Origin of the sequence: Hydrogenophaga sp., assembly GCF_050182545.1 — a bacterium.
Taxonomy (GTDB): Bacteria; Pseudomonadota; Gammaproteobacteria; order Burkholderiales; family Burkholderiaceae_C; genus Hydrogenophaga.
This window is the reverse complement of record NZ_JBFXCD010000007.1, coordinates 165,415-192,320: the sequence shown is the minus strand read 5'-3', so window position 1 is coordinate 192,320 and position 26,906 is coordinate 165,415. Positions and strand designations below refer to the sequence as shown.

At 67.9% G+C, this 26,906-nt stretch carries 28 protein-coding genes; 25 read left to right on the top strand and 3 right to left on the bottom strand.

All coding sequences use genetic code 11. The features are described 5' to 3' along the window. The 14 genes from glyS to AB7P10_RS10175 form a co-directional block, all read left to right on the top strand. Positions 1-1,905 (top strand): glycine--tRNA ligase subunit beta (glyS, locus tag AB7P10_RS10240; RefSeq protein WP_428293740.1); only part of this gene is annotated, 1,905 nt, incomplete at its 5' end. Between the two features lie 7 nt (positions 1,906-1,912). Continuing rightward, positions 1,913-2,497, top strand: a complete 585-nt coding sequence (gmhB, locus tag AB7P10_RS10235) for a D-glycero-beta-D-manno-heptose 1,7-bisphosphate 7-phosphatase (RefSeq protein ID WP_428293739.1) — start codon at positions 1,913-1,915, stop codon at positions 2,495-2,497. 20 nt (positions 2,498-2,517) lie between these two features. Continuing rightward, positions 2,518-3,264, top strand: a complete 747-nt coding sequence (locus AB7P10_RS10230; RefSeq protein WP_428293738.1) for a lysophospholipid acyltransferase family protein — start codon at positions 2,518-2,520, stop codon at positions 3,262-3,264. Positions 3,265-3,380: 116 nt separating this feature from the next. After that, complete coding sequence (locus tag AB7P10_RS10225) at positions 3,381-4,277, top strand: M48 family metallopeptidase (protein WP_428293737.1); 897 nt, start codon at positions 3,381-3,383, stop codon at positions 4,275-4,277. 88 nt (positions 4,278-4,365) lie between these two features. After that, positions 4,366-4,785, top strand: coding sequence for a MerR family transcriptional regulator (locus tag AB7P10_RS10220; protein WP_428293736.1), 420 nt, complete (start codon positions 4,366-4,368; stop codon positions 4,783-4,785). Between the two features lie 48 nt (positions 4,786-4,833). Continuing rightward, complete coding sequence (locus AB7P10_RS10215; protein ID WP_428293735.1) at positions 4,834-5,202, top strand: DUF1304 domain-containing protein; 369 nt, start codon at positions 4,834-4,836, stop codon at positions 5,200-5,202. Positions 5,203-5,411: 209 nt separating this feature from the next. Then, positions 5,412-5,873 carry a PaaI family thioesterase gene (locus AB7P10_RS10210; RefSeq protein ID WP_428293734.1) on the top strand — a complete coding sequence of 154 codons (462 nt, stop codon included), beginning with the start codon at positions 5,412-5,414 and terminating at the stop codon, positions 5,871-5,873. 38 nt (positions 5,874-5,911) lie between these two features. Further along, positions 5,912-7,093, top strand: coding sequence for an isovaleryl-CoA dehydrogenase (locus tag AB7P10_RS10205; protein WP_428293733.1), 1,182 nt, complete (start codon positions 5,912-5,914; stop codon positions 7,091-7,093). A 29-nt stretch (positions 7,094-7,122) separates the two neighbouring features. Next, the gene (gene can, locus AB7P10_RS10200) at positions 7,123-7,782 is read left to right on the top strand and encodes a carbonate dehydratase (RefSeq protein WP_428293732.1); all 660 of its coding nucleotides are present in this window, start codon (positions 7,123-7,125) and stop codon (positions 7,780-7,782) included. A gap of 50 nt (positions 7,783-7,832) precedes the next feature. Further along, positions 7,833-9,017 (top strand): acetyl-CoA C-acyltransferase, encoded by a 1,185-nt coding sequence (locus AB7P10_RS10195; RefSeq protein WP_428293731.1) that lies wholly within the window; start codon positions 7,833-7,835, stop codon positions 9,015-9,017. Positions 9,018-9,027: 10 nt separating this feature from the next. Next, positions 9,028-9,696, top strand: coding sequence for an SDR family oxidoreductase (locus AB7P10_RS10190; RefSeq protein ID WP_428293730.1), 669 nt, complete (start codon positions 9,028-9,030; stop codon positions 9,694-9,696). Between the two features lie 25 nt (positions 9,697-9,721). After that, positions 9,722-10,852 (top strand): acyl-CoA dehydrogenase family protein, encoded by a 1,131-nt coding sequence (locus tag AB7P10_RS10185; RefSeq protein ID WP_428293729.1) that lies wholly within the window; start codon positions 9,722-9,724, stop codon positions 10,850-10,852. A 44-nt stretch (positions 10,853-10,896) separates the two neighbouring features. Next, positions 10,897-12,288 (top strand): Trk system potassium transporter TrkA, encoded by a 1,392-nt coding sequence (gene trkA, locus AB7P10_RS10180; protein ID WP_428293728.1) that lies wholly within the window; start codon positions 10,897-10,899, stop codon positions 12,286-12,288. A 6-nt stretch (positions 12,289-12,294) separates the two neighbouring features. Next, positions 12,295-13,755 carry a TrkH family potassium uptake protein gene (locus AB7P10_RS10175; RefSeq protein ID WP_428293727.1) on the top strand — a complete coding sequence of 487 codons (1,461 nt, stop codon included), beginning with the start codon at positions 12,295-12,297 and terminating at the stop codon, positions 13,753-13,755. A 135-nt stretch (positions 13,756-13,890) separates the two neighbouring features. Here AB7P10_RS10175 and AB7P10_RS10170 read toward each other — a convergent pair whose 3' ends face one another. After that, complete coding sequence (locus AB7P10_RS10170; RefSeq protein WP_428293726.1) at positions 13,891-14,595, bottom strand: glutathione S-transferase N-terminal domain-containing protein; 705 nt, start codon at positions 14,593-14,595, stop codon at positions 13,891-13,893. A gap of 112 nt (positions 14,596-14,707) precedes the next feature. On the opposite strand from AB7P10_RS10170, the gene AB7P10_RS10165 reads away from it, so the two are divergent. Together AB7P10_RS10165 and AB7P10_RS10160 are read left to right on the top strand one after the other, a co-directional pair. Further along, on the top strand, positions 14,708-14,899 hold the full coding sequence (locus tag AB7P10_RS10165) for a DUF1496 domain-containing protein (RefSeq protein WP_428293725.1): 192 nt from the start codon (positions 14,708-14,710) through the stop codon (positions 14,897-14,899). 13 nt (positions 14,900-14,912) lie between these two features. Further along, entirely contained in the window at positions 14,913-15,404 is a 492-nt protein-coding gene (locus tag AB7P10_RS10160; protein ID WP_428293724.1) for a universal stress protein, read from the top strand. Positions 15,405-15,427: 23 nt separating this feature from the next. Here AB7P10_RS10160 and AB7P10_RS10155 read toward each other — a convergent pair whose 3' ends face one another. Further along, positions 15,428-17,323, bottom strand: a complete 1,896-nt coding sequence (locus tag AB7P10_RS10155; protein WP_428293723.1) for an SLC13 family permease — start codon at positions 17,321-17,323, stop codon at positions 15,428-15,430. Positions 17,324-17,447: 124 nt separating this feature from the next. On the opposite strand from AB7P10_RS10155, the gene AB7P10_RS10150 reads away from it, so the two are divergent. The 3 genes from AB7P10_RS10150 to AB7P10_RS10140 all read left to right on the top strand — a co-directional run bounded on the left by AB7P10_RS10150 (position 17,448) and on the right by AB7P10_RS10140 (position 19,018). Continuing rightward, the gene (locus tag AB7P10_RS10150; RefSeq protein WP_428293722.1) at positions 17,448-17,873 is read left to right on the top strand and encodes a rhodanese-like domain-containing protein; all 426 of its coding nucleotides are present in this window, start codon (positions 17,448-17,450) and stop codon (positions 17,871-17,873) included. After that, positions 17,870-18,247 (top strand): YchJ family protein, encoded by a 378-nt coding sequence (locus AB7P10_RS10145; protein ID WP_428293721.1) that lies wholly within the window; start codon positions 17,870-17,872, stop codon positions 18,245-18,247. Before AB7P10_RS10150 ends, AB7P10_RS10145 begins: the two co-directional genes overlap by 4 nt. A 108-nt stretch (positions 18,248-18,355) precedes the next feature. After that, a complete protein-coding gene (locus AB7P10_RS10140) occupies positions 18,356-19,018 on the top strand; it encodes an HAD family hydrolase (RefSeq protein ID WP_428293720.1) in 663 nt (220 codons plus the stop codon). On the opposite strand, the gene AB7P10_RS10135 is transcribed toward AB7P10_RS10140, so the two are convergent. Next, complete coding sequence (locus tag AB7P10_RS10135) at positions 18,983-20,035, bottom strand: AraC family transcriptional regulator (protein WP_428293719.1); 1,053 nt, start codon at positions 20,033-20,035, stop codon at positions 18,983-18,985. The two genes, AB7P10_RS10140 and AB7P10_RS10135, sit on opposite strands and share 36 nt — an antisense overlap. Positions 20,036-20,144: 109 nt before the next feature. Here AB7P10_RS10135 and AB7P10_RS10130 point away from each other — a divergent pair, with 109 nt between their 5' ends. Genes AB7P10_RS10130 through AB7P10_RS10105 form a run of 6 tightly spaced genes read left to right on the top strand, consistent with a single transcriptional unit; the run spans position 20,145 to position 26,906 of the window. Next, positions 20,145-21,767 (top strand): carboxyl transferase domain-containing protein, encoded by a 1,623-nt coding sequence (locus tag AB7P10_RS10130; protein ID WP_428293747.1) that lies wholly within the window; start codon positions 20,145-20,147, stop codon positions 21,765-21,767. A gap of 10 nt (positions 21,768-21,777) precedes the next feature. Beyond that, the gene (locus AB7P10_RS10125; protein ID WP_428293718.1) at positions 21,778-22,281 is read left to right on the top strand and encodes a DinB family protein; all 504 of its coding nucleotides are present in this window, start codon (positions 21,778-21,780) and stop codon (positions 22,279-22,281) included. A gap of 37 nt (positions 22,282-22,318) precedes the next feature. Then, positions 22,319-23,455: an acyl-CoA dehydrogenase family protein gene (locus tag AB7P10_RS10120; protein WP_428293717.1), complete on the top strand. Its 1,137-nt coding sequence runs from the start codon at positions 22,319-22,321 to the stop codon at positions 23,453-23,455. 8 nt (positions 23,456-23,463) lie between these two features. Next, positions 23,464-24,255 carry an enoyl-CoA hydratase/isomerase family protein gene (locus tag AB7P10_RS10115; protein ID WP_428293716.1) on the top strand — a complete coding sequence of 264 codons (792 nt, stop codon included), beginning with the start codon at positions 23,464-23,466 and terminating at the stop codon, positions 24,253-24,255. 15 nt (positions 24,256-24,270) lie between these two features. Next, positions 24,271-24,891 (top strand): DUF4126 domain-containing protein, encoded by a 621-nt coding sequence (locus tag AB7P10_RS10110; RefSeq protein WP_428293715.1) that lies wholly within the window; start codon positions 24,271-24,273, stop codon positions 24,889-24,891. 8 nt (positions 24,892-24,899) lie between these two features. Continuing rightward, a complete protein-coding gene (locus AB7P10_RS10105; protein WP_428293714.1) occupies positions 24,900-26,906 on the top strand; it encodes an acetyl/propionyl/methylcrotonyl-CoA carboxylase subunit alpha in 2,007 nt (668 codons plus the stop codon).

Here is a 26,906-nt window from a genome sequence, read left to right as displayed (position 1 = left end):
AAGGCGGTGTCGCAGAAGCTCATGCCGGTGAGCGTGGGCCTCGATGCGAATGGCCAGCCCACGCCCGCGCTGCTCAATCGGCTGGCTGCGCTGGGGGCTGACGCGTCCGCAGTCGCGGGGCTCAAGCGCGCGCCCGACGGCAAGGCCGAGGCGCTGTTCTACGACAGCGTGGCGCCCGGAGCGGAACTGGCGGTGGGATTGCAGAAAGCGCTCGACGAGGCGATTGCCAAGCTGCCCATTCCGAAGGTCATGACGTACCAGTTGGCGGATGGCTGGAGCGACGTGAAGTTCGTGCGTCCCGCGCACAGGCTGCTGGCTTTGCATGGTTCGACGATCCTGGGTGTGAGCGCTTTGGGCCTTCAGGCTTCCAGCATGACCGAAGGTCATCGTTTCGAATGCGATCCCAAGGCCTTTGCCATTCGCGAAGCAGACAGCTATGCACAACAGATGAAAGATCAAGGCGCGGTGATCGCCTCGTTCGCCGAGCGCAAGGCCGAGATCGCGCGCCAGCTGGCTGCCGCCGCCGCGAAGGTGGGCAACGGCGCGAAGCCGATCGAGGACGACGCGCTGCTGGACGAAGTGACCGCGCTGGTCGAGCGCCCCAACGTGCTCATCTGCGAATTCGAGTCGCAGTTCCTCGGCGTGCCGCAGGAATGCCTCATCCTCACGATGAAGGCCAACCAGAAGTACTTCCCGCTGCTCGACGCGCAGGGCCGGCTGACGAACCAATTCCTCGTCGTCAGCAACATCACGCCCGACGACCCAAGCGCGGTGATCGGCGGCAACGAGCGCGTGGTGCGTCCGCGCCTGGCCGATGCCAAGTTCTTCTTCGACCAGGACCGCAAGAAGTCGCTGGCCTCGCGTGTCGAAGGCCTGGGCAAGGTGGTCTATCACAACAAACTGGGCACGCAAGGCGAGCGCACCGAGCGTGTGAGAGCCATCGCGCGCGCCATCGGCCAGCAACTCGGCGGCGACGTGCTTGCGAAGCAGGCCGACACCGCCGCGCAACTCGCCAAGACCGACCTGCTGACCGACATGGTGGGCGAATTCCCGGAGCTGCAAGGCATCATGGGCGGCTACTACGCGCGCCACGACGGCCTCTCCGAAGACATCGCCTTTGCGATCGAGGACCACTACCGACCGCGTTTCGCGGGTGACGAACTGCCGCGCAACGCCGTGGGCACGGTGGTGGCGCTGGCGGACAAGCTCGAAACACTGGCGGGCATGTTCGGCATCGGCAACCTGCCCACGGGCGACAAGGACCCGTTTGCGTTGCGCCGGCATGCGTTGGGCGTGGCCCGCATGCTGATCGAAGGCGGATTGCCGCTGCAGTTCCATGAACTCACGCGCCTGGCGTTCTCGGTGTTCCCCAATGGGGCGCTGCAAGACACCGTGGTGCAACTCGACGAGTTCCTGATCGAGCGCCTCAAGGGCTACCTCAAAGACTGCGACTATTCGGTGGCCGAGGTGGACGCGGCGCTGTATGCGCGCCAGCTCGGCTTCTGGTCCACTGTGCCGGGCCGTCTGGCCGCGGTGCGCGAGTTCCAGGCGTTGCCCGAAGCCCCCGCCCTCGCCGCCGCCAACAAACGCATCGGCAACATCCTCAAGAAGTCCGAGGGCGTGGGCGAAGCCGTGAATCCGGCGCTGTTCCAGGAGCCCGCCGAGCGCGCCCTGTTCGACGCCATGCTGGCCACCGTGCCCGCCGCCGATGCCAAGTTCGAAGCAGGCGATTTCACCGCCAGCCTGCAGGCCCTGGCCGCGCTGCGCGCCCCGGTCGACGCCTTTTTCGACGGCGTGATGGTCAACGCCGACGACCCTGCGCTCAAGGCCAACCGCCTGGGCCTGCTCAAGCAATTGCACGACGCGATGAACCGGGTGGCCGATCTGTCCCGTCTCGCGTCATGATTGCCCCATGAAACTCCTCATCCTCGACCGCGACGGCACGCTCAACCGCAGCCGCGACGACTACGTCGCCTCGCCCGAGGAGTGGGAGGCGCTGCCCGGCGCGCTCGAGGCGGTGGCGCGGCTCAACCAGGGCGGCTGGCGCGTGGTGCTGGCGACCAACCAGTCCGGCATCGGGCGCGGCCTGTTCGACATGGCCTCGCTCAACGCCATTCACGCCAAGATGCACCGCCAGCTCGCCGCGGTCGGGGCGCGCGTCGAAGCGGTGTGCTTCTGCCCGCATGCGCCGGAAGACGCCTGTGCCTGCCGCAAGCCAGCGCCCGGCCTGTTCACGCAGATCGGCGCACGTTTCGGCGTGCCACTGGCCGCGGTGCATGCTGCCGGCAACGCCCTGCGCCACGTGCAGGCCGCCGCGACGGCGGGCTGCATGACCCACCTGCTGATGACCGGCAAGTCCGAACACCTGCGTGGTCGACTGGGTGGCCATCTGCCTGCCGATCTGGCCGCGCTCGTGCCCGACCTGCCACCCGGCACGCGCGTCCACGACGACCTCGACGCCTTTGCCGACTGGTTGCTGGAGCAACCCGCGACCTGAACCCCATCTCCGTCCCACCCATGATCTTCGTCAACCTGCTGCGCTCGGTCCTGCACACCCTGTTCATGGCCGTGACCGTGGTGCCGTGGGCGCTGGCGGTGCTCGTGGCCGCGCCCTTTCTCAACAGCACGCAGATCTACTGGATGTGCGCTGGCTGGCTCAAGCTGGCGGTGGCCAGCGGCAAGCTGATCCTGGGCATCCGCAACCGGGTCATCGGCTACGAGAACCTGCCGGTGGGCAGCACCGCGCCGGCCATCCTGCTGCTCAAGCACCAGTCGACCTGGGAAACCTTCTGCATGCCCACGTTGATGCCGCACCCGCTGGCCTATGTCTTCAAGAAGGAGTTGCTCTACGTGCCCTTCTTCGGCTGGGCCATGGGGCGCATGGACATGATCCACATCGACCGCAGCAAGCGGGCGCAGGCCTTCAACAAGGTGGTCGAACAGGGCCAGCGCCTGCTCAACCAGGGCACCTGGGTGATCATGTTTCCCGAGGGCACGCGCATTCCGCGTGGCCAGAAGGGCACCTACAAAAGCGGTGGCACGCGCCTGGCCGTCGAGACCGGTGCTCCGGTGATCCCGATCGCCGTGACCTCGGCCAAGTGCTGGCCGCGCAAGGCCTTCATCAAGAAGCCCGGCACGGTGGAGTTCTCCATCGGCCAGCCCATACCGAGCCAGGGGCGCGAGCCCGACGAGCTGATGCGCGAGGTCGAGGCCTGGATCGAGGCGGAAATGCGCCGCCTCGACCCCGAGGCCTATGGAACATGACCACCCCCGCCGCGCTGTGCGCGACCCCCTCCAGGGGGCAACACCAGCGGCCCGGCAAAGCCGGTTCCGCGGTGTTCGCTGGACGAGACACGCGGTAGTTCGCGGTTGAGGTTGACGTGCAAGTCTTCGTGCAACTGGCGCTCGATTTTCTCGGCGGTCCCGCGCCCGAACCGGTTCGACACGCGCCTCCCCCGGTGGCACCGGCGGAGGACGCGCCGCCGGCCCTGCCCATGACGCAGGTGTTCCAGCCCGCGGCCTGGCACCACCCACGCGCCAACCGCATGCTGCGCCTGGGCGCCTGTGACGTGGCCTACGAGTTCAAACGCGGCAAGCGCCGCACCATCGGCCTGTCGGTCAGCACCGATGGCCTGAGCGTGAGCGCGCCGCGCTGGACGCCGGTGGGCGAGGTCGAGGCGCTGCTGCACGACAAGTCGGCCTGGGTGCTCGAGAAACTGCAGAGCGCGCGCCAGCGCGCCGGCGAGATGGCGCAGGCGCGCATCCGCTGGGCCGACGGCGTGGAGTTCGACTACCTCGGCGAGCGCCTGCGGCTGGCGCTGGATCCCACGCATGCGTTCACGCAGGTGGGTGCACTGTTCGAGCCCGCCGCGGCGCCCGGCGGCGTGGCGACCTTGCGCCTGGGGCTGGCGCACAGCGCGCAGGAGGCCCAGATCCGCGATGCCGCGCAAGCCTGGCTGATGAAACAGGCCAAGGCTTTGTTCACCGAACGCCTGGACCACTTCGCGCCGCAGCTGGGCGTGCGCTACAGCAGGCTGCGCCTGTCCAGCGCCGGCACGCGCTGGGGCAGCGCGAGCGCCGACGGGTCGATCCGCCTGAACTGGCGCCTGATCCACCTCAAGATGGACATGATCGACTACGTGGTGGTGCACGAGCTCAGCCACCTGCACCACATGGACCACAGCCCGCAGTTCTGGGACGTGGTCGCCAGCGTGTTGCCCGATCACGCGCAGCGGCGGCGCGCGCTGCGCGAGGCGGCGGTGCCACTGGACGAATAAGCATCGGGCGCCCGCGCCCGCCCGAGGTTGATTCCGTTAAGATCGCCGCCTGACGTTGACGTAAACGTCAACAACAGGGCATTAACCCATGGCGACGAACCCGACCTACACCATCAGCGACCTGGCGCGCGAGTTCGACCTGACCACCCGCGCCATCCGCTTCTACGAGGACATGGGGCTGCTGCAACCCCAGCGCGAAGGCCCGGGCGGGCGCAACCGGGTCTACAGCGCCCGCGATCGCACGCGCCTCAAGCTCACGCTGCGCGCCAAGCGCCTGGGCCTGTCGCTGACCGAGGCCAAGGACATCATCGACACCTACGACAGCCCGCGCGACACCGGGCCGCAACTGCGCAAGTTCCTCACCGTGCTGGCGGAGCACCGCCGTCAGCTGGAAGAACAGATGGCTGATCTGCTGGCCAACCTTGACGAGGTGAAGACGCACGAGAAGGAAGCACGGGCCCTGCTGGGCAAGATCGAAAAAGGCGCTCGGTCCGGGTCGGCCGGTTAAGCTTCCCGCGTTGCGCGGCCGGGGTGGCCGCATCGGAAAGGTCCTGCCATGTCCCTGGTTGCCAGTGTTGTCATCGCGCTTGTCGCGCTCCTTCACGTCTATTTCCTGGTGCTCGAGATGTTCCTCTGGGACAAGCCCATGGGCATGCGCGCGTTTGGCCAGACGCCCGAGTCGGCCGCGGCCACCAAGGTGCTGGCGGCCAACCAGGGGCTGTACAACGGCTTCCTCGCCGCCGGACTGCTCTGGGGCCTGTGGCTCGGCTCCGAGGGTTTTGGCGTGAAGGTTTTCTTCCTGCTCTGCGTGCTGGTCGCCGGCCTGTACGGCGCAGCCACGGCCAGCCGCAAGATTTTGTTCGTGCAGGCACTGCCGGCGGCCGTGGCGCTGGGGCTGCTGTTCCTGGGTCGCACGGCGGCCTGACGCGCGCTCCGGCGGCAGCGTTCCTGCGAGGCTGTGCCCGGCCTGCTCGTCTCCCGCTCCGGCCCCGCCTGCGCCCGGATGGTCCTTTCGCGGCGGTGAGGCGTGTGGGGAATCGATGCCTGCGAAGGCTTTCGCCAGATGGGCGTGAATTGACGTTTACGTAAACGTCAACATAGAATCGCAGGTCATTTTCGCGCCGCGCAAACACCATGAACATGCCTGCTTTCGAACCCCGCAACCCCGGCTTTGATGCCCGCACCCGCGAGAGCTTCGCGCGCCAGGCCGCAATGCGCACCCTGGGCGCGACGCTGGCGGTGGTCGAGCCCGGCCGGGTCGAAATCACACTGCCCTGGGCCGAGCCGCTGACCCAGCAGCACGGCTTTCTGCACGCCGGCATGGTGGCCACCGCGCTCGATTCGGCTTGTGGTTACGCCGGCTTCACGCTGATGCCGGTGGAAGCGGCGGTGCTCACCATCGAATTCAAGATCAACCTGCTCGCCCCCGCGCAGGGCGAACGCTTCCGCATGGTCGGCACCGTGGTCAAGCCCGGTCGCACGGTGACCGTGTGCGAGGGCCACGCCTACGCCATCGACGGCGCGCGCGAAAAGCTGATCGCGACCATGGGCTGCACCCTCATGGCCGTGACCGGCCGCGACAATATCCAGGGCTGAAGCCCTTTGCCCTTTCCCGACCTTTCACGGAGACCTTCATGACCAACCTGCCCGGCCTCAACTTCCAGCTTGGCGAGGACATTGACGCCCTGCGCGACGCGGTGCGCGATTTCGCGCAGGCCGAGATCGCGCCGCGCGCGGCCGAGATCGACCGCGCCGACCAGTTCCCCATCGACCTGTGGCGCAAGATGGGCGATCTCGGCGTGCTCGGCATCACCGTGGGAGAGGCATACGGTGGCGCGAACATGGGCTACCTGGCCCACATGATCGCGATGGAAGAAATCTCGCGCGCCTCGGCCAGCGTGGGCCTGTCCTACGGTGCGCACAGCAACCTGTGCGTGAACCAGATCAAGCGCAACGGCAGCGACGCGCAGCGACAGAAGTACTTGCCCAAGCTGATCAGCGGCGAACACGTGGGCGCGCTCGCCATGAGCGAGCCCGGCGCGGGCTCGGATGTGATCAGCATGAAACTCAAGGCCGAGGACAAGGGGGGCTACTACCTGCTCAACGGCAGCAAGATGTGGATCACCAACGGCCCGGACGCCGACACCATGGTGGTCTATGCCAAGACCGAGCCCGAGATGGGCGCGCGCGGCGTCACCGCCTTCATCGTCGAGAAGGGCATGAAGGGTTTCAGCACGGCGCAAAAGCTCGACAAGCTCGGCATGCGCGGCAGCCACACCGGCGAAATGGTGTTCAACAACGTCGAGGTGCCTGCGGACAACATCCTCGGCGGCCTGAACAACGGTGCGAAGGTGCTCATGAGCGGCCTCGACTACGAACGCGCCGTGCTCACCGGCGGGCCGCTGGGCATCATGCAGGCCGTGATGGACAACGTCGTGCCCTACATCCACGACCGCAAGCAATTCGGCCAGAGCATCGGCGAGTTCCAGCTGATCCAGGGCAAGGTGGCCGACATGTACACCGTGCTGCAGGCCGGTCGTGCGTTTGCCTACACGGTGGCCAAGAACCTGGACCTGCTGGGCTCGGAACACGTGCGCCAGGTGCGCAAGGACTGCGCCTCGGTCATCCTGTGGACCGCCGAAAAGGCGACCTGGATGGCGGGCGAGGGCCTGCAGATCCATGGTGGCAACGGCTACATCAACGAATACCCGCTGGGTCGCCTGTGGCGCGATGCGAAGCTCTACGAAATCGGTGCCGGCACCAGCGAAATTCGCCGCATGCTGATCGGCCGCGAGCTGTTTGCCGAAACCTGCTGAAGCAACACCTGACAACCCGAGACCGACCCATGACTTCTGAACTCAAGGACCTCTTCGATCGCAACCGCGCCTGGGCCGCGTCCATGGTGCGTGAGAAGCCCACCTTCTTCACGGACCTGCTGGCGCAACAAAGCCCACGCTACATGTGGATCGGCTGTTCCGACAGCCGTGTGCCCGCCAACCAGATCACCGATCTGGCGCCCGGCGAGGTGTTCGTGCACCGCAACGTTGCCAACGTGGTGGTGCCCACCGACCTCAACTGCCTCTCGACCATCCAGTTCGCGGTGGACGTGCTGAAGGTGGAACACCTGATGGTGGTGGGCCACTACGGCTGCGGCGGCGTGCAGGCCGCGCTGCGCGACGTGCGCGTGGGCCTGGCCGACAACTGGTTGCGCCACATCAAGGACGTGCGCGACCGCCACGCCGCATTGCTGGGGGCCACACCCGAGCAGCACCGCGCCGACGTGCTGTGTGAACTCAACGCCATCGAACAGGTGATGAACGTGGCCCAGACGACCGTGGTGCAGGATGCCTGGGCGCGCGGGCAGTCGCTCACGCTGCACGGCTGGGTCTATGGCCTGCGCGATGGTCTGCTGCACGACATGCGCATGACGGTGGATGGCAACGAGCAGATGGACGCGGTCTACCGCGCCGCCGTGGCCGGCGTGGGCGCGGTGCGCCAGAGCTGATCCCCCCGGTTCTCCCTTCTTCCTTTTCCTTTCGTTTCAGGAGCTTTCGCATGTCCCAGGACCCCATCGTCATCGTTGGCGCCGCCCGCACCCCCATGGGCGCGTTCCAGGGCGACTTCGCCAGCCAGTCCGCGCACGATCTCGGCGGCGCCGCCATCAAGGCCGCCGTGGAGCGCAGCGGCGTGAAGCCAGACCAGGTGGACGAAGTGCTGTTCGGCAACTGTCTGATGGCCGGCCAGGGCCAGGCACCGGCGCGCCAGGCCGCGTTCAAGGGCGGACTGCCGAAGTCGGCCGGCGCGGTCACACTGTCCAAGATGTGCGGCTCCGGCATGAAGGCCACGATGCTCGCGCACGACATGCTCGCCGCCGGCAGCGCCACCGTGATGGTGGCCGGCGGCATGGAGAGCATGACCAACGCGCCCTATCTGCTGCAGAAGGGCCGCGGGGGTTACCGCATGGGCCACGACAAGGTGTACGACCACATGATGCTCGACGGCCTGGAAGACGCCTACGAGCCTGGCCGCAGCATGGGCACCTTCGGCGAGGACTGCGCCGCCAAGTACAGCTTCACGCGCGAGCAGCAGGACGCGTTCGCCATCGCCTCGGTCACGCGCGCCAAGGCCGCGACCGACAGCGGCGCCTTCGCGAAAGAGATCACGCCCGTCACCGTGAAGGACCGCAGCGGCGAACGGGTGGTGGCCACGGACGAAGGTCCGGGCAAGGTCAAGCTCGACAAGATCCCCGGCCTCAAGCCCGCGTTCAAGAAGGACGGCACCATCACCGCCGCCTCCAGCTCGTCCATCAACGACGGTGCCGCCGCGCTGGTGCTGATGCGCGCATCCACCGCGAAGCAACTGGGCGCGAAGCCGCTGGCGCGCATCGTCGGTCACGCCACGCACGCGCAGGAGCCCAACTGGTTCGCCACCGCGCCCGTGGGCGCCACGCAGAAGCTGTTGCAGAAGACGGGCTGGAGGGTAGACGAAGTCGATCTCTGGGAAATCAACGAGGCCTTCGCCGTGGTGCCCATGGCGCTCATGACCGAGCTGAACATCCCGCATGAGAAGGTCAACGTCAACGGCGGCGCTTGCGCGCTGGGCCACCCCATCGGCGCCAGTGGTGCGCGCATCCTGGTCACGCTGCTGCACGCGCTGCAGGCGCGTGGTGGCAAGAAGGGCGTGGCCACCTTGTGCATCGGCGGCGGTGAAGCCACGGCCATGGCCATCGAACTGCTCTGAGGCCACGGCCATGGCCACCGTGCTCGTGATCGGCGCGTCCCGCGGCATTGGTCTGGCCTTCGTGCAGCAGTATCTCGCCGCGCACGATCGCGTGATCGCCACCGCGCGCGATGAAGCCGGGCTGGAGCGGCTGCGCGGGCTCGGCGCCGAGGCGCTGCTACTGGACGTGACCGACCCGGCGAGCGTGAGCGGCCTGGCCTGGATGCTCGATGGCGTGGCCGTCGACGTGGCCCTGTACGTGGCCGGTGTGTACGACAGTGGTGATGCGCAGACCCCACCCACCCGCGAAGCCTTTGATCGCGTGATGCACACCAATGTGCTGGGCGCGATGCAGGCCATGCCGCAGGTGTTGCCCGCGGTGGCAGCGGCCGGTGGCGTGTTCGCCGTGCTCACCAGCGGCCTGAGCCTGATTGGCGAGGTCACGTCGAGCAGCGCCTGGCTGTATCGCGTGAGCAAGGCAGCGCTCAACATGGCCCTGGTGGGTGCCCGTCACAGCTATCCGGGGGCCACCTGCGTCGCCCTCGACCCGGGCTGGGTGCGCACCGACATGGGCGGGCCGTCGGCACCTTTGACGGCCGAACGCAGTGTGGCCGACCTGCGCCGCACGCTCGCCTCGGTCACCGCCGACGACAATGGCCACTTCCTTCACCGCGATGGCCGGCGCGCCGCCAGCTGGTGACATCGCATTTCCGAAAGACACCCGCATGCCACTCAACCAGGACCAGCTCATGATCCGGGACGCCGTGCGCGCCTTCGCCCAGGAGCAACTCTGGCCGAACGCCGCGGCGTGGGACAAGGCCCACCACTTTCCGAAAGACGCGCACAAGGGCCTGGCTGAACTGGGCGCCTACGGCATCTGTGTGCCCGAATCGCTGGGCGGCGCCGGGCTCGACTACGTCACGTTGGCCGTGGTGCTGGAAGAGATCGCGGCGGGCGATGGCGGCACCAGCACCGCCATCTCGGTCACGAACTGCCCGGTCAACGCGATCCTCATGCGCTACGGCAATGCGCAACAGCAGGAACGCTGGCTGCGCCCGCTGGCGGCCGGCCAGATGCTCGGTGTCTTCTGCCTGACCGAGCCGCATGTGGGCTCGGACGCCTCGGCCTTGCGCACCACCGCGGTGAAGCAGGGCGGCGACTACGTGCTCAACGGCGTCAAGCAGTTCATCACCAGCGGCAAGAACGGCCAGCTCGCCATCGTGATCGCGGTGACCGACAAGGGCGCGGGCAAGAAGGGCATGAGCGCTTTCGCGGTGCCCACCGACACGCCGGGCTATGTGGTCGCGCGGCTGGAGGACAAACTGGGCCAGCACAGCAGCGACACCGCGCAGATCAACTTCGAGAACTGCCGCATCCCCGCCGAGAACCTGATCGGCGCCGAGGGCGAGGGCTACCGGATCGCGCTCTCGGCCCTGGAGGGCGGGCGCATCGGCATCGCCGCGCAAAGCATCGGCATGGCACGCAGCGCCTTCGAGTGCGCGCTGGCCTACGCCAAGCAGCGCGAGAGTTTCGGCCAGGCGATTTTCAACCACCAGGCCGTGGGTTTCCGGCTGGCCGGGATGGCCACGCAGATCGAGGCCGCGCGCGCGCTCACCCACCATGCCGCCGCATTGCGCGACGCGGGCGAGCCCTGCCTGAAGGAGGCCGCCATGGCCAAGCTCATGGCCAGCGAGATGGCCGAGAGGGTCTGTTCGGATGCGATCCAGGTGCTCGGCGGCTATGGCTACGTGAGCGATTTCCCGGTCGAGCGCATCTACCGCGACGTGCGGGTCTGCCAGATTTACGAAGGCACCTCGGACGTGCAGAAGATCATCATCCAGCGCGCGCTGGCCTGACTGTCAGCTCAGCGGGAGGGTGCCCGGCGTATGATGCCGCGACCATGAACATCATCATCCTGGGCGCTGGCCGCGTGGGCGAGAGCGTTGCGGAAAACCTGGCTTCCGAGCAGAACGACATCACCGTGATCGACATGAGCCCGTCCCGGCTGCGCTTGCTGGAGGACCGGCTGGACCTGCGTGGGGTGGTGGGCAATGGCATACAGCCTTCGGTGCTGCGCGAGGCCGGCGCGAAGGACGCCGACATGGTGATTGCCTGCGCCGCCAGCGACGAAACCAACCTGGTGGCCTGCAAGGTCGCGCACGACATATTCAACGTGCCCAGCACCATTGCCCGCCTGCGCTCGCCCGAGTTTGTCGAGGGCGAGGAACTGATGGGCAAGAACGGCTTCGCGGTGGACCACGTGATCTGCCCGGAGGAGTCGGTCACGCGCTACATCCACCAGCTCATCAGCTATCCCGAGGCCTTGCAGGTGCTGGAGTTCGCCGATGGTCGCGCCAGCCTGATCGCGATGCGCGCCACGCACGGCGGTGCGCTGGTGGGGCACACCATCGGCGAGTTTCGTGATCGCTTCCCGCACGCCGAAATGCGCGTGGTGGCCCTGTACCGGCTCGACACCGAGATGGAGGCCACCAAGCAGACGCGCATCCTCGCGGGTGACGAGGTGTTTGTGCTGGCCGACACCGAGAAAATCCGCTACGTGCTCGGCGCCATCCACAACATCGACAAACCGGTGCGCCGCATCATGATCGCCGGCGGGGGCAAGGTCGGCCTGCGGCTGGCGCGCTCACTGCAGGGCCAGTGCCAGGTCAAGCTCATCGAGCGCGACCCGAAGCGCTGTGAGTACCTGGCCAGCCAGCTGCCATCGAGCATGCTGATCCTGCAGGGCGACGGAGCGGATGAGGACCTGTTGCAGGAAGAGAACGTGGGCGAGATGGACATGTTCCTCGCCCTGACCAGCGACGACGAGGACAACATCATGTCGGCGATGCTGGCCAAGCGCATGGGGGCCGGCCGGGTGATGTCACTGATCAACCGCCGCGCCTACGCCGACATGATGCAGGGCAGCACGATCGACATCGCGATCTCACCGTCGCAGACCGTGATTGGCGAACTGCTGGCCCACCTGCGGCGTGGCGATGTGGCCGCCGTGCACAGCTTGCGGCACGGTGCCGCGGAAGCGCTGGAGGGTGTGGCCCGGGGAGATGTGAAGACCAGCAAGCTGGTGGGCCGCAAGGTCGAGGAGGTGAAGCTGCCCAAGGGCACGCGCATCGGCGCCATTGTGCGCGGCGAGGGCCGCAAGTCCGAGGTGCTGATGCCGCATCACGACACCGTGATCGAGGCCGACGACCACATCATCATCTTCATTCCGCACAAGCGCCTGGTGCGCGAGGTCGAGAAGCTGTTCCAGGTCGGCGCCACCTTTTTCGGCTAGAGCTTCGTGTACAGCCTGTTGCCCGTCCTGCTGGTCTTCTCGCGCATCCTGCTTGCGTTTGCCCCGGCCTTCCTCGTGCCACTGGCCTGGGCCTGGTTCCTGGACGCGCAAGGCCACGCGCTGGTGTGGGCTTACGGCTTTGCCCTTACGGTGGTGAGCGGAGCCGTCCTGTGGCGCCTCACGCGCGCGCACCGCCGTGAGCTGCAGGCCAAGGATGGTTTCCTGCTGGTCAACCTCGTGTGGGTGCTGCTGCCGGGGTTTGCCGCGGCGCCGCTCATGTTCACGGTGCCCGACATCACCTGGACCAAGGCGTATTTCGAGGCCATGAGCGCGCTCACCGCCACCGGCTCCACCGCGCTGTCGGGGCTGGACGCCTTGCCGGTGTCGGTGAACGTCTGGCGCTGTTTCCTGCAGCTGCTGGGCGGGCTGGGCATCATGCTGCTGGTGGTGGCGGTGCTGCCGCTGCTCGGGTTGGGGGGTGTGCAGCTCTATCGCGCAGAAACACCGGGACCCATGAAGGACACCAAGTTCACCCCGCGCATCGCCGAGACGGCGCGCGGGTTGTGGGGCGTGTACGTGCTGTTCTCGGTAGCCTGCATGCTGGCCTACCGCTGGGCCGGCATGAGTTGGGCCGATGCCTTCATGCACATGTGCACCACCATGGGACTGGGGGGCTTCTCGTCGCACGACGCCAGTTTCGGGTACTGGGACTCGGCGCGGATCGAAGCCGTGGCCACCGTGTTCATGGCGCTGGCAGGTGTGAGCTTCATGCGCTATTTCATCGTCCTGCGCCAGCGCTCGCTGCGCCCCATCACGCGCGACCGTGAAATCCGCACCTATGTGGCGGTGCTGGTGGTGGCCATCATGGCGGTGGCGGTGCTGCTGGTCGCGCATGGCGACTACGACCATTTCCCGGAGGCGCTGCGCATCAGTGCATTCCACGTGGTTTCGCTGGCCACCACCACCGGGTATGCCTCGGTGGACTACGCACAATGGCCGGTGTTCGCGCCAGTGCTGCTCATGTTCCTGGGTTGTTTCGTGTCCTGCGCGGGCTCGACCGGTGGCGGCATCAAGCTCGTGCGCATGGTGCTGCTGATCAAGCAGGCCCGGCGTGAGCTGGTGCGCATCGTGCATCCGCGGGTGGTCAACCCGGTCACGCTGGGCGGCGCCATCATGCCGCCCACGGTCATGACGGCGGTGCTGGGCTACATGCTGATCTATGGCGCGGCGACCATGGGCCTGACCATGCTGCTGCTGTTCACCGACATGGACATCGTCACGGCGTTCTCCGCCGTGGTGGCCACGGTCAACAACATCGGCCCGGGGCTGGGCGACGTGGGCCCGGCCAGCAACTTCGGCGTGCTGAACAGCTTCCAGATCTGGGTGCTGAGCTTTGCCATGCTGCTCGGACGGCTCGAACTGCTGACCGTGCTGGTGCTGTTCACCGGGCAGTTCTGGAGGAAGTAGAGAGGGGGCTCCCCCCTGCGCCGCTGCGCGGCTTCCCCCCTCTCTGGCGCGCCTTTGGCGCTGGGAGGGGGGACGGCATCTTGGGCCGGCGTAGCCGGACCCTTGATGCCTCTGGACGCAAGTGCCCTGGTGCTCTTAGTTTCGGGGCGGAATGTTCAGGCCGCGTTGCACGGCCGGGCGTTTTTCGAAGGCATCGAGCACGCGAGCGAGGTGCGGGAAGTCGGCAAAGCCCACCAGCTCGCCCGCGCCGTAGAAGCCCACGAGGTTGCGCACCCAGGGCCAGGTGGCGATGTCGGCGATGGTGTAGTCCGCGCCCATGATCCAGTCGCGGCCCTCCATGCGCTGGTTCAGCACGCCGAGCAGTCGTTTCGTCTCGCCCACATAGCGGTCGCGCGGGCGCTTGTCTTCATAGTCCTTGCCGGCGAATTTGTGGAAGAAGCCGAGCTGGCCGAACATCGGGCCCACGCCGCCCATCTGGAACATCAGCCACTGCAGGGTTTCGTAGCGTGCCGCCGGGTCCGACGGCAGCAGCTGCCCGGTCTTCTCGGCCAGGTAGATCAGGATCGCACCCGACTCCCACAGCGCCAGCGGCTGGCCACCGGGCCCGTTCGGATCGAGGATGGCCGGAATCTTGTTGTTCGGGTTGAGCGAGAGGAAGGCCGGCGACATCTGGTCGTTGGTGTCGAAGCGCACCAGATGCGGCTCGTAGGGCAGGCCGGTTTCCTCCAGCATGATGGAGGCCTTCACGCCGTTGGGCGTGGGCAGCGAGTACAGCTGCAGCCGATCGGGATGGATCGCGGGCCATTTCTGCGTGATGGGGAAGGCGGTCAGTGCGGTCATGGTGGGCCTCTTGAATGGTCGCGCAGTGTACCGAGCCAGGCCTTTTCTGCGATCTGGGCAGGGATTTGTTTCGCGTGTATAAGCGACGGGATCGCATGGAAGGAGCGCGACCATGAAGCCCTGCATTTACGGAGACCGGACGTACCCTGAAGGCGCGACCGTCTGCGTCAACGGCCGCGAGTTGCTGTGCGTGGCAGGCGAGTGGACCGAGACCGGACATGCGTGCACGGACGCCACCGGCGAACCCGCCGCCGAAGATCGCCCCCCTGCGCCGCCCGCGACCGGCGCCGACCGTCCCGCTTGAATCCCCACACCCCATGAGCGTCTTTCCCCGCATCCTGGTCGCCGTCGGCGACGACGATCTGTCCAAGCCGGCCATCCAGATGGCCATCCGTCTGGCCCGTGACCAGGGCGCGACGCTGCGCCTGGCCTACGTGAGCGAGCTGGTGCCCCCCAAGGCCTCGTCGGCGCAGGACCTTGCCGACATGGAGTCGGCCTTGCGCGAGGAGGCCAATGCCATCCTGCACCAGGTGAGCGAGCAGGCCCAGGCGCAGGGCGTGGAGGCCGAGACCGTGCGGCTGTCCATCGGCACCGTCAAGGACAGCATCGCCGAGGCCCTGGCGCGCGATGCCGAGGCCTGGGGTGCGGACCTCGTGATCACGGGCAGCCACGGTCGCAAGGGCATCGTGCGCTGGCTCGCGGGCAGCGTGGCCGAGTCGCTGGCGCGTGTCTCGCGCGTTCCCGTGCTCATCGTGCGCGACGCGCAGGAAGCGGGCGTTGCGGCCGAAGCGCCCGAAGCGCAGGCCTGAACCGTTCGGGCGGCGTTGTCCGGTTACAGCGGCCAGACGATCAGCAGCAGCGGCATGCTGACGGCGACCACCAGCACCTCCAGCGGCAGGCCCAGCTTCCAGTAGTCGCCGAAGCGGAAGCCACCCGGACCCAGGATCATGGTGTTGTTCTGGTGGCCGATCGGCGTAAGGAAGGCGCAGGACGCGCCAATGGCCACGGCCATCAGGAACGGGTCGGCGTTGACACCGAGCGCCGCGGCGCTGCCAATGGCCACCGGGCACATCACCGCCGCGGTGGCTGCGTTGTTCATCAGGTCCGACAGGAACATCGTCACGATCAGCACCAGCGCCAGCGCCACCACCGCATTGCCTTGCGCGACCGAGCCCATCAGGCCGCGCGCGATCAGGTCGGCCGCGCCCGTGGACTGCATGGCATCGGCGAGCGGAAAGAGGGCGCCCAGCAGGATGATCACGGGCCAGTCGATCGCGTCGTACAGCTGGCGCAAGGGCAGGGCGCGCAGCAACAGCGTGAACAGGGCGCCGGCCAGGAAGGCGATGGACGCCGGCATCAGGCCCAGCGCGGCAGCGGCGACCGCCAGCAGCATGATCAGCGAGGCCTGGATCGCCTTGCGCTTGTTCGGAATCTGCAGGTCGCGTCCGGCCAGGGGCACGCAACCCGTGTCGCTGGCGAACTCGGCAATCGCGCCGGGTGGGCCCTGCAGCAGCAGGATGTCGCCCGGACGCAGCGCCATCGAGCGCAAGCGTTCGATGGACCGGTTGCCCTGGCGCGAGACGGCCAGCAGGTTCAGGCCGTAGCGGGTGCGCAGCGCGATGTCGCTGGCCGAGCGCCCCGCCAGCATGGGCCCCGGCAGCGCAACCAGTTCAACCAGCACGATGTCCGCGGCTTCGCCGCGCGGCTTCTCGTCTTCCTTCTCCTTCTCGCTGTCCTTCGCGGGGGCGTCCTGGCTGGCCACCGGCCCCGCGGCTGCGTTCGCTTCGGTGGCGGCATCCTGTGCGTTCTCTGCATCCTGCCGGTCGGACGGGCGTCCGGATTCTTCCAGCCGCAGCCCCAGGGAAGACAGCACCGTGGACAAGGTGTCGGCGCCGGCTTCGATGACCAGGATGTCCTGCGCGCGCAGCACGCGCATCGGGCTGGGCGCGCTGATCCGCATCTCCTGGCGCACCAGGCCCACCACCTGCGCGCCGGCTTCCTCGAGCACCTGTTCCACCTCGGCCAGCGTCTTGCCTACCGAAGCGCCGTCTTCGAGAATCCGCGCCTCGGTCAGGTAGGCGCCAGTGTCGAAGCCCTCCAGGCCCTCCGACTTCCGTTGCGGCACCAGACGCCAGCCCACCAGGGCCACGAACAGCACGCCCAGCACCGCGACCGGCACGCCAATGGCGGCGAAGTCGAACATCGCGAACGGCCCGCTGCCATCGGCCACGCCGGCGCGGAACCCCGCGACGATCAGGTTCGGCGGCGTGCCGATCAGGGTCGTCATGCCGCCCAGGATGGTGCCGAAGGCCAGCGGCATGAGCATGCGCCCCGGCGGGATGGACAGGCGCGTGGCGACCTTGATGGCCACCGGCATCAGCAGCGCCATGGCACCCACGTTGTTCATGAAACCCGAGAGCAGTGCGCCCACGCCCATCAGCGCGGCCAGGCTGAGCACCTGCCCCGCCCTGGCGGGAATGGCGTGGCGCGCCAGCACCTCGACCGCGCCCGAGACCTGCAGCGCCTTGCTCATGATGAGCATGCAGGCCACGGTCACCACGGCCGGGTGGCCGAAACCGCTGAATGCGTCCTCGGGCCGGACCAGTCCCGACCACACGCAGGCGACCAGCGCACTCACGGCCACCAGGTCGTGCCGCCAGCGGCCCCAGAGGAAGAGGCCGACGACCAGGCCGAGGATGAGCAGCACGGTGATCTGGTCGGGCGTCATGCGGCAGCCCTCTGGCGCGGTGTGGGGAAGGGGGTCAACGACATGGCTCCAATGTACCCATCATCGGGCGTGCGCCCGTGGCCGGGGCACCGCACGCCGATAATCGACATCTCAGGAGTCAGCCATGCCCATCACCAAAGGATTCCGCGCACTCGTGGACGAGGCCAGCGCGCAGATCACCACCTACAGCGTGACCCAGGTACAGGAACGCCTGCAGGCCGGCGACCCGCGGCTGCAACTGGTGGACATTCGCGACCTGCGCGAACTCGAGCGCGAGGGCTCGGTGCCCGGCGCCCTGCACGCGCCGCGCGGCATGCTGGAATTCTGGGTCGACCCCGACTCGCCCTATTTCAAGCCCGCGTTCGGCGACGAGAGCCGGGAGTTCGTGCTGTTCTGCGGTGCGGGCTGGCGCAGTGCGCTGGCCACCAAGGCCTTGCAGGACATGGGCATGCGCAACGTGGCGCACATCGAAGGCGGCTTTGCCGACTGGACAAAGGCCGGCGCTCCGGTGGAGACACTGGAACAGCGCAGGGCGAAGAAGGCCGGATGAAGGAGGCCTGTCCCTGCGGACGGCAGCAGGCTTTTGGCGTCTGTTGCGGGCGCTATCTCGGCACTGGCGTGCCAGCGCCCGATGCCGAGGCGCTGATGCGATCGCGCTACAGCGCCTTCGTGCGCGGCGACGTCGCGCACCTGCTGGCCACCTGGCACCCGAGCCACCGACCGGTCGCACTGGAACTGGACGCGGGCGTGAAGTGGCTGGGCCTTGATGTGAAGCGCCACCGAGTGCTCGACGAGACCCGCGCCGAGGTCGAGTTCGTTGCCCGCTCGCGGGTACGGGGCCGCGGGCACCGCCTGCACGAACGCAGCCGCTTCGTGCGTGAAGATGGGCAATGGTTTTACGTCGATGGAGATTTGCAAACGTGATTCGAGTGAAGTGGCCCAGTCCAGAAACACAGCGGAACCGGCTCTGCCGGGCCGCAGGTGTTGCCCTCCTCAAGGGGGTGACGCCGCAGGCGGCGCAGGAGGTGTCCCATGTTTGAGGCGGTGCTTTTTGATTGCGACGGCGTGCTCGTGGACAGCGAGCCCATCACCAACGGCGTCCTGCGCGAGGTGCTCAACGAGAGCGGCTGGGCCATCACCCAGGCCGAGTGCATGCGGATCTTCATCGGCAAGGCCGTGCGCGACGAACGCGCGCGCATTGAGGCCGAGACCGGAAAACCCTTCAGCGAGGCATGGCTGCAAGGCTTCTACGAACGCCGCAACCAGCGCCTGCTGGCGGAACTCAAGGCGGTGCCAGGCGCGGTGGAGGCGGTCACAGCGATTCACCAGCAGGTGCAGGGCCGCATTGCGTGCGCCTCCGGCGCTGATCGGCCCAAGGTGGTGATGCAACTGGATCTGGTCGGCATGCTGCCCCTGTTCGGAGACAGCGTCTTCAGCGGCCATGACCAGCCCCGCTCCAAGCCCGCGCCGGATGTCTACCTGGCCGCCGCCGCGCACCTGGGCGCCGACCCGGCGCGCTGTCTGGTGATCGAGGACACGGGTACCGGTGCGCAGGCCGGTCTGGCCGCGGGCGCGACGGTGTGGGGCTACTGCCCCGAAGGACACGGCCGCGCGTTCGAGGGGCTGGGCGTGGCGCGCGTGTTCCACCACATGGACGAACTACGGCGCGTGTTCGCTGCGCCACTCGCCGGGTGAGCGGCCGGTCCAGCCGCGAAATGCGCGGATGAAGCTCTTCTCGTTGCGAAACCCGCTGTCCTGTGCCACCTGCTTGATCGGGCGGCGCGTGCGCAGCAGCAGCTCGGTGGCGCGCTGGCGCCGCACCTCGTCTTTCAGGGTCTGCAGCGAAGCGCCTTCCTCTTTCAACTGGCGGTGCAGCGTGCGCGCCGAAACATTGAGCAGCGCGGCCAGATCGTCGGCATTGTGCGCGTCCAGCGGCTGCGCGGCGAGCACCTGGCGCACGCGCCGCACCAGCAGGCGGTCGCGCCGGTAGGAACGCACGGTGAGTGGCAGGGCGCGTTGCAGCAGCAGGTTCATGGAAACCTCGTCGCGCCGCATCGGCAGGGCCAGGTAACTGGCGTCGAATTCGATGGCCGCGTGTTCAGCGCCGAAGGAGCAGGGTCCGTCGAACAGCACGCGGTAGGCGTCCACGTGCGGCGGTGGCGCATAGGGAAACCGCGCGCCCCGCAGCGGAATGCGCGAATCGACGTACCAGCTGGCCAGGCCGTGGATGTTGCGCAGCACCGAGACCACGCAGAACTCGGTCGGCGGCGTCGGCCGGCGGTGCGGGCGCAGGGCAATGCACGCGCGATCTCCCGTGGTCTCCAGCGACAGCTGCAGGTCGTCGGTGAGCAGGCTGTGGTGGCGGCACCAGCGCCGCAGCGCCAGACCCAGGGTGGGGGCCGAGAGCGAGGCGCGCGCCAGCATGCCGTAGCTGCCCCAGGGCAGGGCGCGGCTGAAGCAGCCCAGGCCCTCGTCGTCCAGCTCGCGCATCGCCGCGTCGGACACGGCTTCCATCTGGGCGGCGGTGATGCGCGCGCCGGTTTTTCGCACATCGGCTGGCGCAATGTGTGCCGCCTTCAATGCCCCGTCCGGGCGCAGGCCCCGGGCCTCGTAGGCATCGACCATGGCACGCACGAACGCCATGGGGGTGAGCGCGGGGCCGACCAGAAGGCGGGCGGGGTCCAGAGTGGCGCGGTGGGTGCTTGCAGGCATATCCGGAGTTTCGGCCGATCTGGCGTGATTTGCAACCTGCATGACCGATGGACCCCGGTCACAGTGTCTATCCTCCACAATGACCCGAAACACCACAACGGATGCCGCCATGCCGATCCTGGAGACACAACTCAACGCCCGTTCCGCCGACTTTCAGGCCAACGCCCAGGCCATGCGCGCGGTGGTCGACGACCTCAAGGCCCAGGTGGCCAAGGCCGCGCTCGGTGGCGGTGAGGCGGCCCGCGCCAAGCACACGGCACGCGGCAAATTGCTGCCGCGCGACCGCGTGCAGATGCTGCTGGACCCGGGCACGCCGTTTCTGGAACTCAGCCCGCTGGCCGCGCTCAACATGTACCCCGACCGCGACGGCACCGACAGCGCGCCCTGCGCGGGCGTGGTCACCGGCATCGGCCGCGTCAGCGGGGTCGATTGCATGATCGTCTGCAACGACGCCACGGTGAAGGGCGGCACCTACTACCCGATGACGGTGAAGAAGCACTTGCGGGCGCAGGAAGTGGCGATGCAGAACAACCTGATGTGCATCTACCTGGTGGACTCGGGCGGCGCCAACCTGCCGAACCAGGACGATGTGTTTCCCGACCGGGATCACTTCGGGCGCATCTTCTACAACCAGGCCAACATGAGCGCCAACGGCATCGCGCAGATCGCCGTGGTCATGGGCTCGTGCACCGCGGGCGGCGCCTACGTGCCGGCCATGAGCGACGAGACCATCATCGTCAAGAACCAGGGCACCATCTTCCTGGGCGGCCCGCCGCTGGTGAAGGCCGCGATCGGCGAGATCGTCAGCGCCGAGGACCTGGGCGGCGGTGACGTGCACACCCGCCTCTCGGGTGTCGCCGACCACCTGGCGCAGAACGACGCACACGCGCTGGCCCTGGCGCGCCAGGCCGTGGCCACACTCAACCGCCGCAAGATCGCCACGCAGGCGCTGCGCGAGCCGCGCGCGCCGCTGTACGACCCGAGCGAGATCTACGGCGTGATCCCGGTCGACACGCGCAAGCCCTACGACGTGCGCGAAATCATCGCCCGCATCGTCGACGGCAGCGAGTTCCACGAATTCAAGGCGCGCTATGGCGCCACCCTGGTTTGCGGTTTCGCGCACATCGAGGGCATGCCCATCGGCATCGTCGCCAACAACGGCGTGCTGTTCTCGGAAAGCGCACAGAAGGGCGCACATTTCATCGAGCTGTGCTGCCAGCGCAAGGTGCCGCTGCTGTTCCTGCAGAACATCACCGGCTTCATGGTCGGCAAGAAGTATGAGAGCGAAGGCATCGCCCGCCATGGCGCCAAGATGGTCACGGCCGTGGCCACCGCGCAGGTGCCCAAGTACACCGTCATCATCGGCGGCAGCTATGGCGCCGGCAACTACGGCATGTGCGGCCGCGCCTACAGCCCACGTTTCCTCTGGATGTGGCCCAACGCGCGCATCAGCGTCATGGGCGGCGAGCAGGCCGCGAGCGTGCTGGCCACCGTGCGGCGCGACGGCATCGAGGCCAAGGGCGGGAGCTGGAGCGCCGAGGAAGAGGCCAAGTTCAAACAGCCGCTGCTCGACCAGTTTGCCCACCAGTCGCACCCCTACTACGCCAGCGCCCGCCTCTGGGACGACGGCGTGATCGACCCCGCCGACACGCGCCGTGTGCTCGGCCTGGCCCTGTCGGCCGCGCTCAACACGCCGATCGGCGAACCGAAGTTCGGCATCTTCCGCATGTGATGGCGCCGCCATGGACGCCCACGCCCACTTCGTCCTGCTCGCCCGCTACAACGTGTGGGCCACGCAGCGCCTGCTCGACGCCGTCGCGCCGGTGAGCGAGTTGGACTACCGGCGCGACGTGAAGCTGTTCTTCAAAAGCATCCACGGCACGCTCAACCATCTCCTGGTGGGCGAGCATCTGCTGTGGCAGCGGCGCTTTGCGCATGGCGAGTCGCCATCGGTCGCGCTCGACAGCGAGGTGGAGCCCGAACGCGGGCGTCTGGCGCAGGCCCTGAAAAACGGCGCAGCCACCTGGGAGCCGTTGATCGCCAATTGGCCGGCCGAGCGTTTCGAGGGCCGGCTCGCTTACACCAACATGCGCGGCCAGGCCATGAGCCTGCCCTTTGCCAGCACGCTGGCCCACGTGTTCAACCACGGTACCCATCACCGCGGGCAGATCAGCGCCGTGCTCACCCTGCTGGGCCAGCCCGCGCCTGAGCTGGACCTGGTGTATTTCCTGCAGCAGACGACCTGACCCCGGCAACCACAACGACACAACACGAGACAAGCCCATGAGCGCCACCATCTACGACAACCCGGACCACGAATTGCTGCGCGACCAGGTCGCGCGCTTTCTGGCGCGCGAGGTGGAGCCGCACGCGGCGGCTTGGGAAGAATCCGGCATGGTGCCGCGCGACGTGTTGCGCCGCATGGGCCAGGCCGGACTGCTGGGCATTGCGTTCGAGGGCGCCTACGGCGGTGGCGACGCCGACGCCATGACCAACCTGGTGTTCGCCGAAGCGCTGTCGCAGTCCACCTTTGCCGGCTTCATCATCACGGTGCTGGTGCACACCGACATGGCCGGCCCGCACCTGCACCACGCGGGCAATGCGGCCCAGAAGGCGAAGTACATGGGCAAGGTGACGGCGGGCGAGATGATCACCGCCGTCGGCATCACCGAGCCGGGTGCCGGCTCCGACGTGGCGGGCATTCGCACCACGGCGCGCAAGGACGGCGGCGAATGGGTGCTCAACGGCACCAAGATGTTTATCACCAACGGTGTGCACGCCGACCTGTACTTCATCGCCGCCAAGACCGGCAGCGCGCGCCACGACATGAGCATGTTCATCGTCGAGAAGGGCACGCCGGGCTTCAGCGTGGGGCGCGCGCTGCACAAGACCGGCTGGCTCTCCAGCGACACCGCGGAGCTGGTCCTGGACAACGTGCGCATCCCTGAAGAGAACCTGCTGGGCGAGCAGGGCAAGGGCTTCTATTCGGTGATGAAGAACTTCCAGACCGAGCGCATCGCGCTGGGCGCCATGGCCGTGGGCCACTGCACCCAGGCGCTCAAGCTCACGCTGGATCACGTGCGCCAGCGCCAGGCCTTTGGCGCCACCCTGTGGGACAAGCAGACCATTCGCCAGCGTATCTCCATGCTGGACGCCAAGGTGCGCGCGGCGCGCCAGTTCATGTACCACTGCGCCTGGAGCGTTACCCAGGGTCACGACATCGTGCAGGAGGTCTCCATGCTCAAGGCGCTGACCGGCGAGCTGGTCAACGAGGTCGTGCAGACCTGCCAGCAGTTCCACGGCGGCATGGGCTTCATTCGCGAGACGGCGATCGAGCGCCTGTGGCGCGATGCGCGCGTGCTGGCCATCGGCGGTGGCGCGACCGAGGTGATGCTGGAAGAAGTCGCAAAACGATACTGAGGAACCCCATGAGCAACGTGATCGATGTCTCCCGCCCCACGCCCCACGTGGCGCGCGTGTGGCTCAACCGCCCCGATGTGCGCAACGCCTTCAACGACGATGTGATCGCCGCGCTGACCGAAACCTTCGCGACCTTGTCTCAAGACGAAGACCTGCGCGTGGTGGTGCTGGGCGCGCACGGCAAGGCCTTTTGCGCCGGCGCCGACCTGAACTGGATGAAAGCCATGGCCGGCTACGACTGGGAGCAGAACCGCGCCGACGCCCAGAAGCTGGCCGACATGCTGTGGACGCTGGACCAGTGCCCGGTGCCGGTGGTGGGGCGCATACAGGGCGACTGCTATGCCGGCGGCATGGGCCTGGCGGCGATTTGCGACGTGCTGGTGGCGGTCGAGGGCGCGACCTTCTGCCTGTCCGAAGCGCGCCTGGGCCTGCTGCCCGCCACCATCAGCCCTTACGTGGCGCGCGCCCTGGGCGTGCAGGCCTCGCGCCGGTTCATGGTCACGGCCGAGCGCTTCAGCGCGGCGCGCGCGCACGCGCTGGGCATGGTGCACGAACTGGCCACGCCCGAGACGCTGGACGCGAAGGTGGACGAGCTCGTCGCCACGCTGGTGGCCAACGGTCCGAAGGCCGCGCGCGAATGCAAGCGGCTGGTGCGCGATGTGAGCGGCGTGCCGATCACCGCCGACCTGCGCGCCGAGACCGCGCGCCGCATCGCCGACGTGCGCGCCAGCGACGAAGGTCGGGAAGGCCTGCAGTCCTTCCTGCAGAAGCGCGCGCCCGGCTGGCTGCCGGTGGCCTGAAGGCGGCACGAGGCCATGGCCGACTGGTTCACCACCCTGGGCACACCCGAGCTGCTCGCACTCGCGGGCGCGCTCGGCTGGGCCAGTGGCTTTCGCCTCTACGCGGTCGTGTTTCTGGTCGGCATGGCCGGCGCCGCGGGCTGGATGGACCTGCCCGCCGGCCTGCGGGTGCTGCAACACCCGGTGCTGCTCGGCACCTCCGGCTTCATGCTGTTCGTGGAGTTCTTCGCCGACAAGATCCCGGTGGTCGATTCGCTCTGGGACATGGTCAACAGCGTGATCCGCATCCCGGCCGGCGCGGCCTTGGCCGCGGGCGTGTTCGGTGCCGACAGCGGCACGCTGGCGCTGGCCGCCGCGCTGCTGGGCGGCTCGCTCGCCGCCACCAGCCAGGCCGCCAAGACCACCACGCGCGCGGCCATCAACAGTTCGCCCGAGCCGTTCTCCAATGTCGCGATGAGCCTGATCGAGGACGGCCTGGTGGTCGGGGCGGTCTGGCTCGCCACGAACCACCCGGTGGCGTTCGTCGTGCTGATGGCAATCGTCGTGGTCCTGATGTGGATCGCCACCTGGATGCTCTTCAAGTTCCTGCGCGCGGTGTTCCGCCGCGCGCGCTCCTTCTTCACCGTCACCGCCTAGGAAGTGCCATGTTCAACAAGATCCTCATTGCCAACCGAGGTGAAATCGCCTGCCGCGTCGCCGCCACCGCGCGCCGCCTGGGCGTGCGCTCCGTGGCCGTGTACTCCGACGCCGACGCCAGCGCCAAGCACGTGGCGGCCTGCGACGAGTCGGTGCACATCGGCGGCAGCGCGCCCAAGGACAGTTACCTGCGCTGGGAGCGCATCATCGAAGCCGCCAGGGCCACGGGGGCGCAGGCCATCCACCCCGGCTACGGCTTCCTGAGCGAAAACGACGCCTTCGCCAACGCCTGCGCCGAAGCGGGCATCGCCTTCATCGGCCCACCGGCTTCCGCCATCCTGGCCATGGGCCTGAAAGCCGAGTCCAAGCAGCTCATGGAAAAGGCCGGCGTGCCGCTGGTGCCCGGCTACCACGGCAGCGACCAGGACCCGGCGCTGCTGCAGCGCGAGGCCGACCGCATCGGTTACCCGGCGCTCATCAAGGCCAGCGCAGGCGGGGGCGGCAAGGGCATGCGCGTGGTCGAGAAGAGTGAGGACTTCGCCGCCGCGCTCGCGAGCTGCCAGCGCGAGGCACGCAACAGCTTCGGCAGCGATGCGGTGCTGATCGAGAAGTACGTGCAGCGCCCGCGCCACATCGAGATCCAGGTTTTTGGTGACACGCAAGGCAACTGCGTCTACCTGTTCGAACGCGACTGCTCGGTGCAGCGCCGTCACCAGAAGGTGCTGGAGGAAGCCCCGGCGCCGGGCATGACGCCCGAGCTGCGCGCGCAGATGGGCGCGGCGGCGGTGGCGGCCGCCAGGGCGGTGAACTACGTCGGCGCGGGCACGGTGGAATTCATCGTCGAACAGCCGCCCGAAGGCGGCATGCGCTTCTACTTCATGGAGATGAACACGCGCCTGCAGGTGGAGCACCCCGTCACCGAAGCCATCACGGGCCTGGACCTCGTGGAGTGGCAACTGCGCGTGGCCAGTGGCGAGCCGCTGCCCCTGAAACAGGAGGACCTGCGCATCCACGGCCACGCGATCGAGGCGCGCATCTGCGCCGAGACGCCCGACAACAACTTCCTGCCCGCCACCGGTACGCTCACGGTGTACCGCAAGCCGGCGTGCACGGCCTTCGAACGTGGCACGGTGCGGGTGGACGACGGTGTGCGCGAGGGCGACACCATCAGCCCCTTCTACGACTCCATGGTGGCCAAGCTCATCGTGCACGGCGCCACGCGCGAGGAAGCCCTGGCGCGCCTGGACGCGGCGCTGGCCGAGACGCGCATCGTCGGCCTGTCCACCAACGTGCAGTTTCTGCGCCATGTGGTGGGCAGCCGCTCGTTTGCGCAGGCCGATCTGGACACGGCGCTGATCCCGCGCGAGGCGGCGGCGCTGTTCCACCAGGACAAGGTCGGCCAACCGCTGGCCGTGGCCGCCGCCGTGGCGCAGACCCTGCTGACCGAGCGCGCCAGCGAAAGGGCCGACCCGTTTTCGCGCCGCGACGGCTGGCGCCCGCACGGCATCACCGTGCGCCGCTTTGATTTCGAGTACCAGGGCGAGTCCCTGCTGGCGCACCTGAGCTACCTCCACGATGGTGCGTTGCAGCTGGCCTTCGGGGATGTGAACGCCCTGCTGGACTTTGACGCCTTGCCCGCCGAAACGGGCAACCGCATGGACCTGCGCTTCAACGGCCAGCGCCAGACCGTGCAGACCTGGCAGGTGGACGAGAACGTGCACGTGTTCTGCCCCCTGGGCGCGACGCAGATCGTCGAGATCGATGCGCTGGCGCACGCGGGAGAGGCCGCGGCCGAAGGCGGGCGCCTGACCGCGCCCATGCCGGGCAAGGTGGTGTCCTTCGCCGTCAAGGCGGGCGACGCGGTGAAGAAGGGCCAGGCACTCGCCGTGATGGAAGCCATGAAGATGGAACACACCATCGCCGCGCCCGTCGACGGCACCGTGGCCGAGCTGCTGTACGCGCCGGGTGACCAGGTCAATGAAGGCGCGGAACTGCTCAAGCTCTCGGCGGGCTGA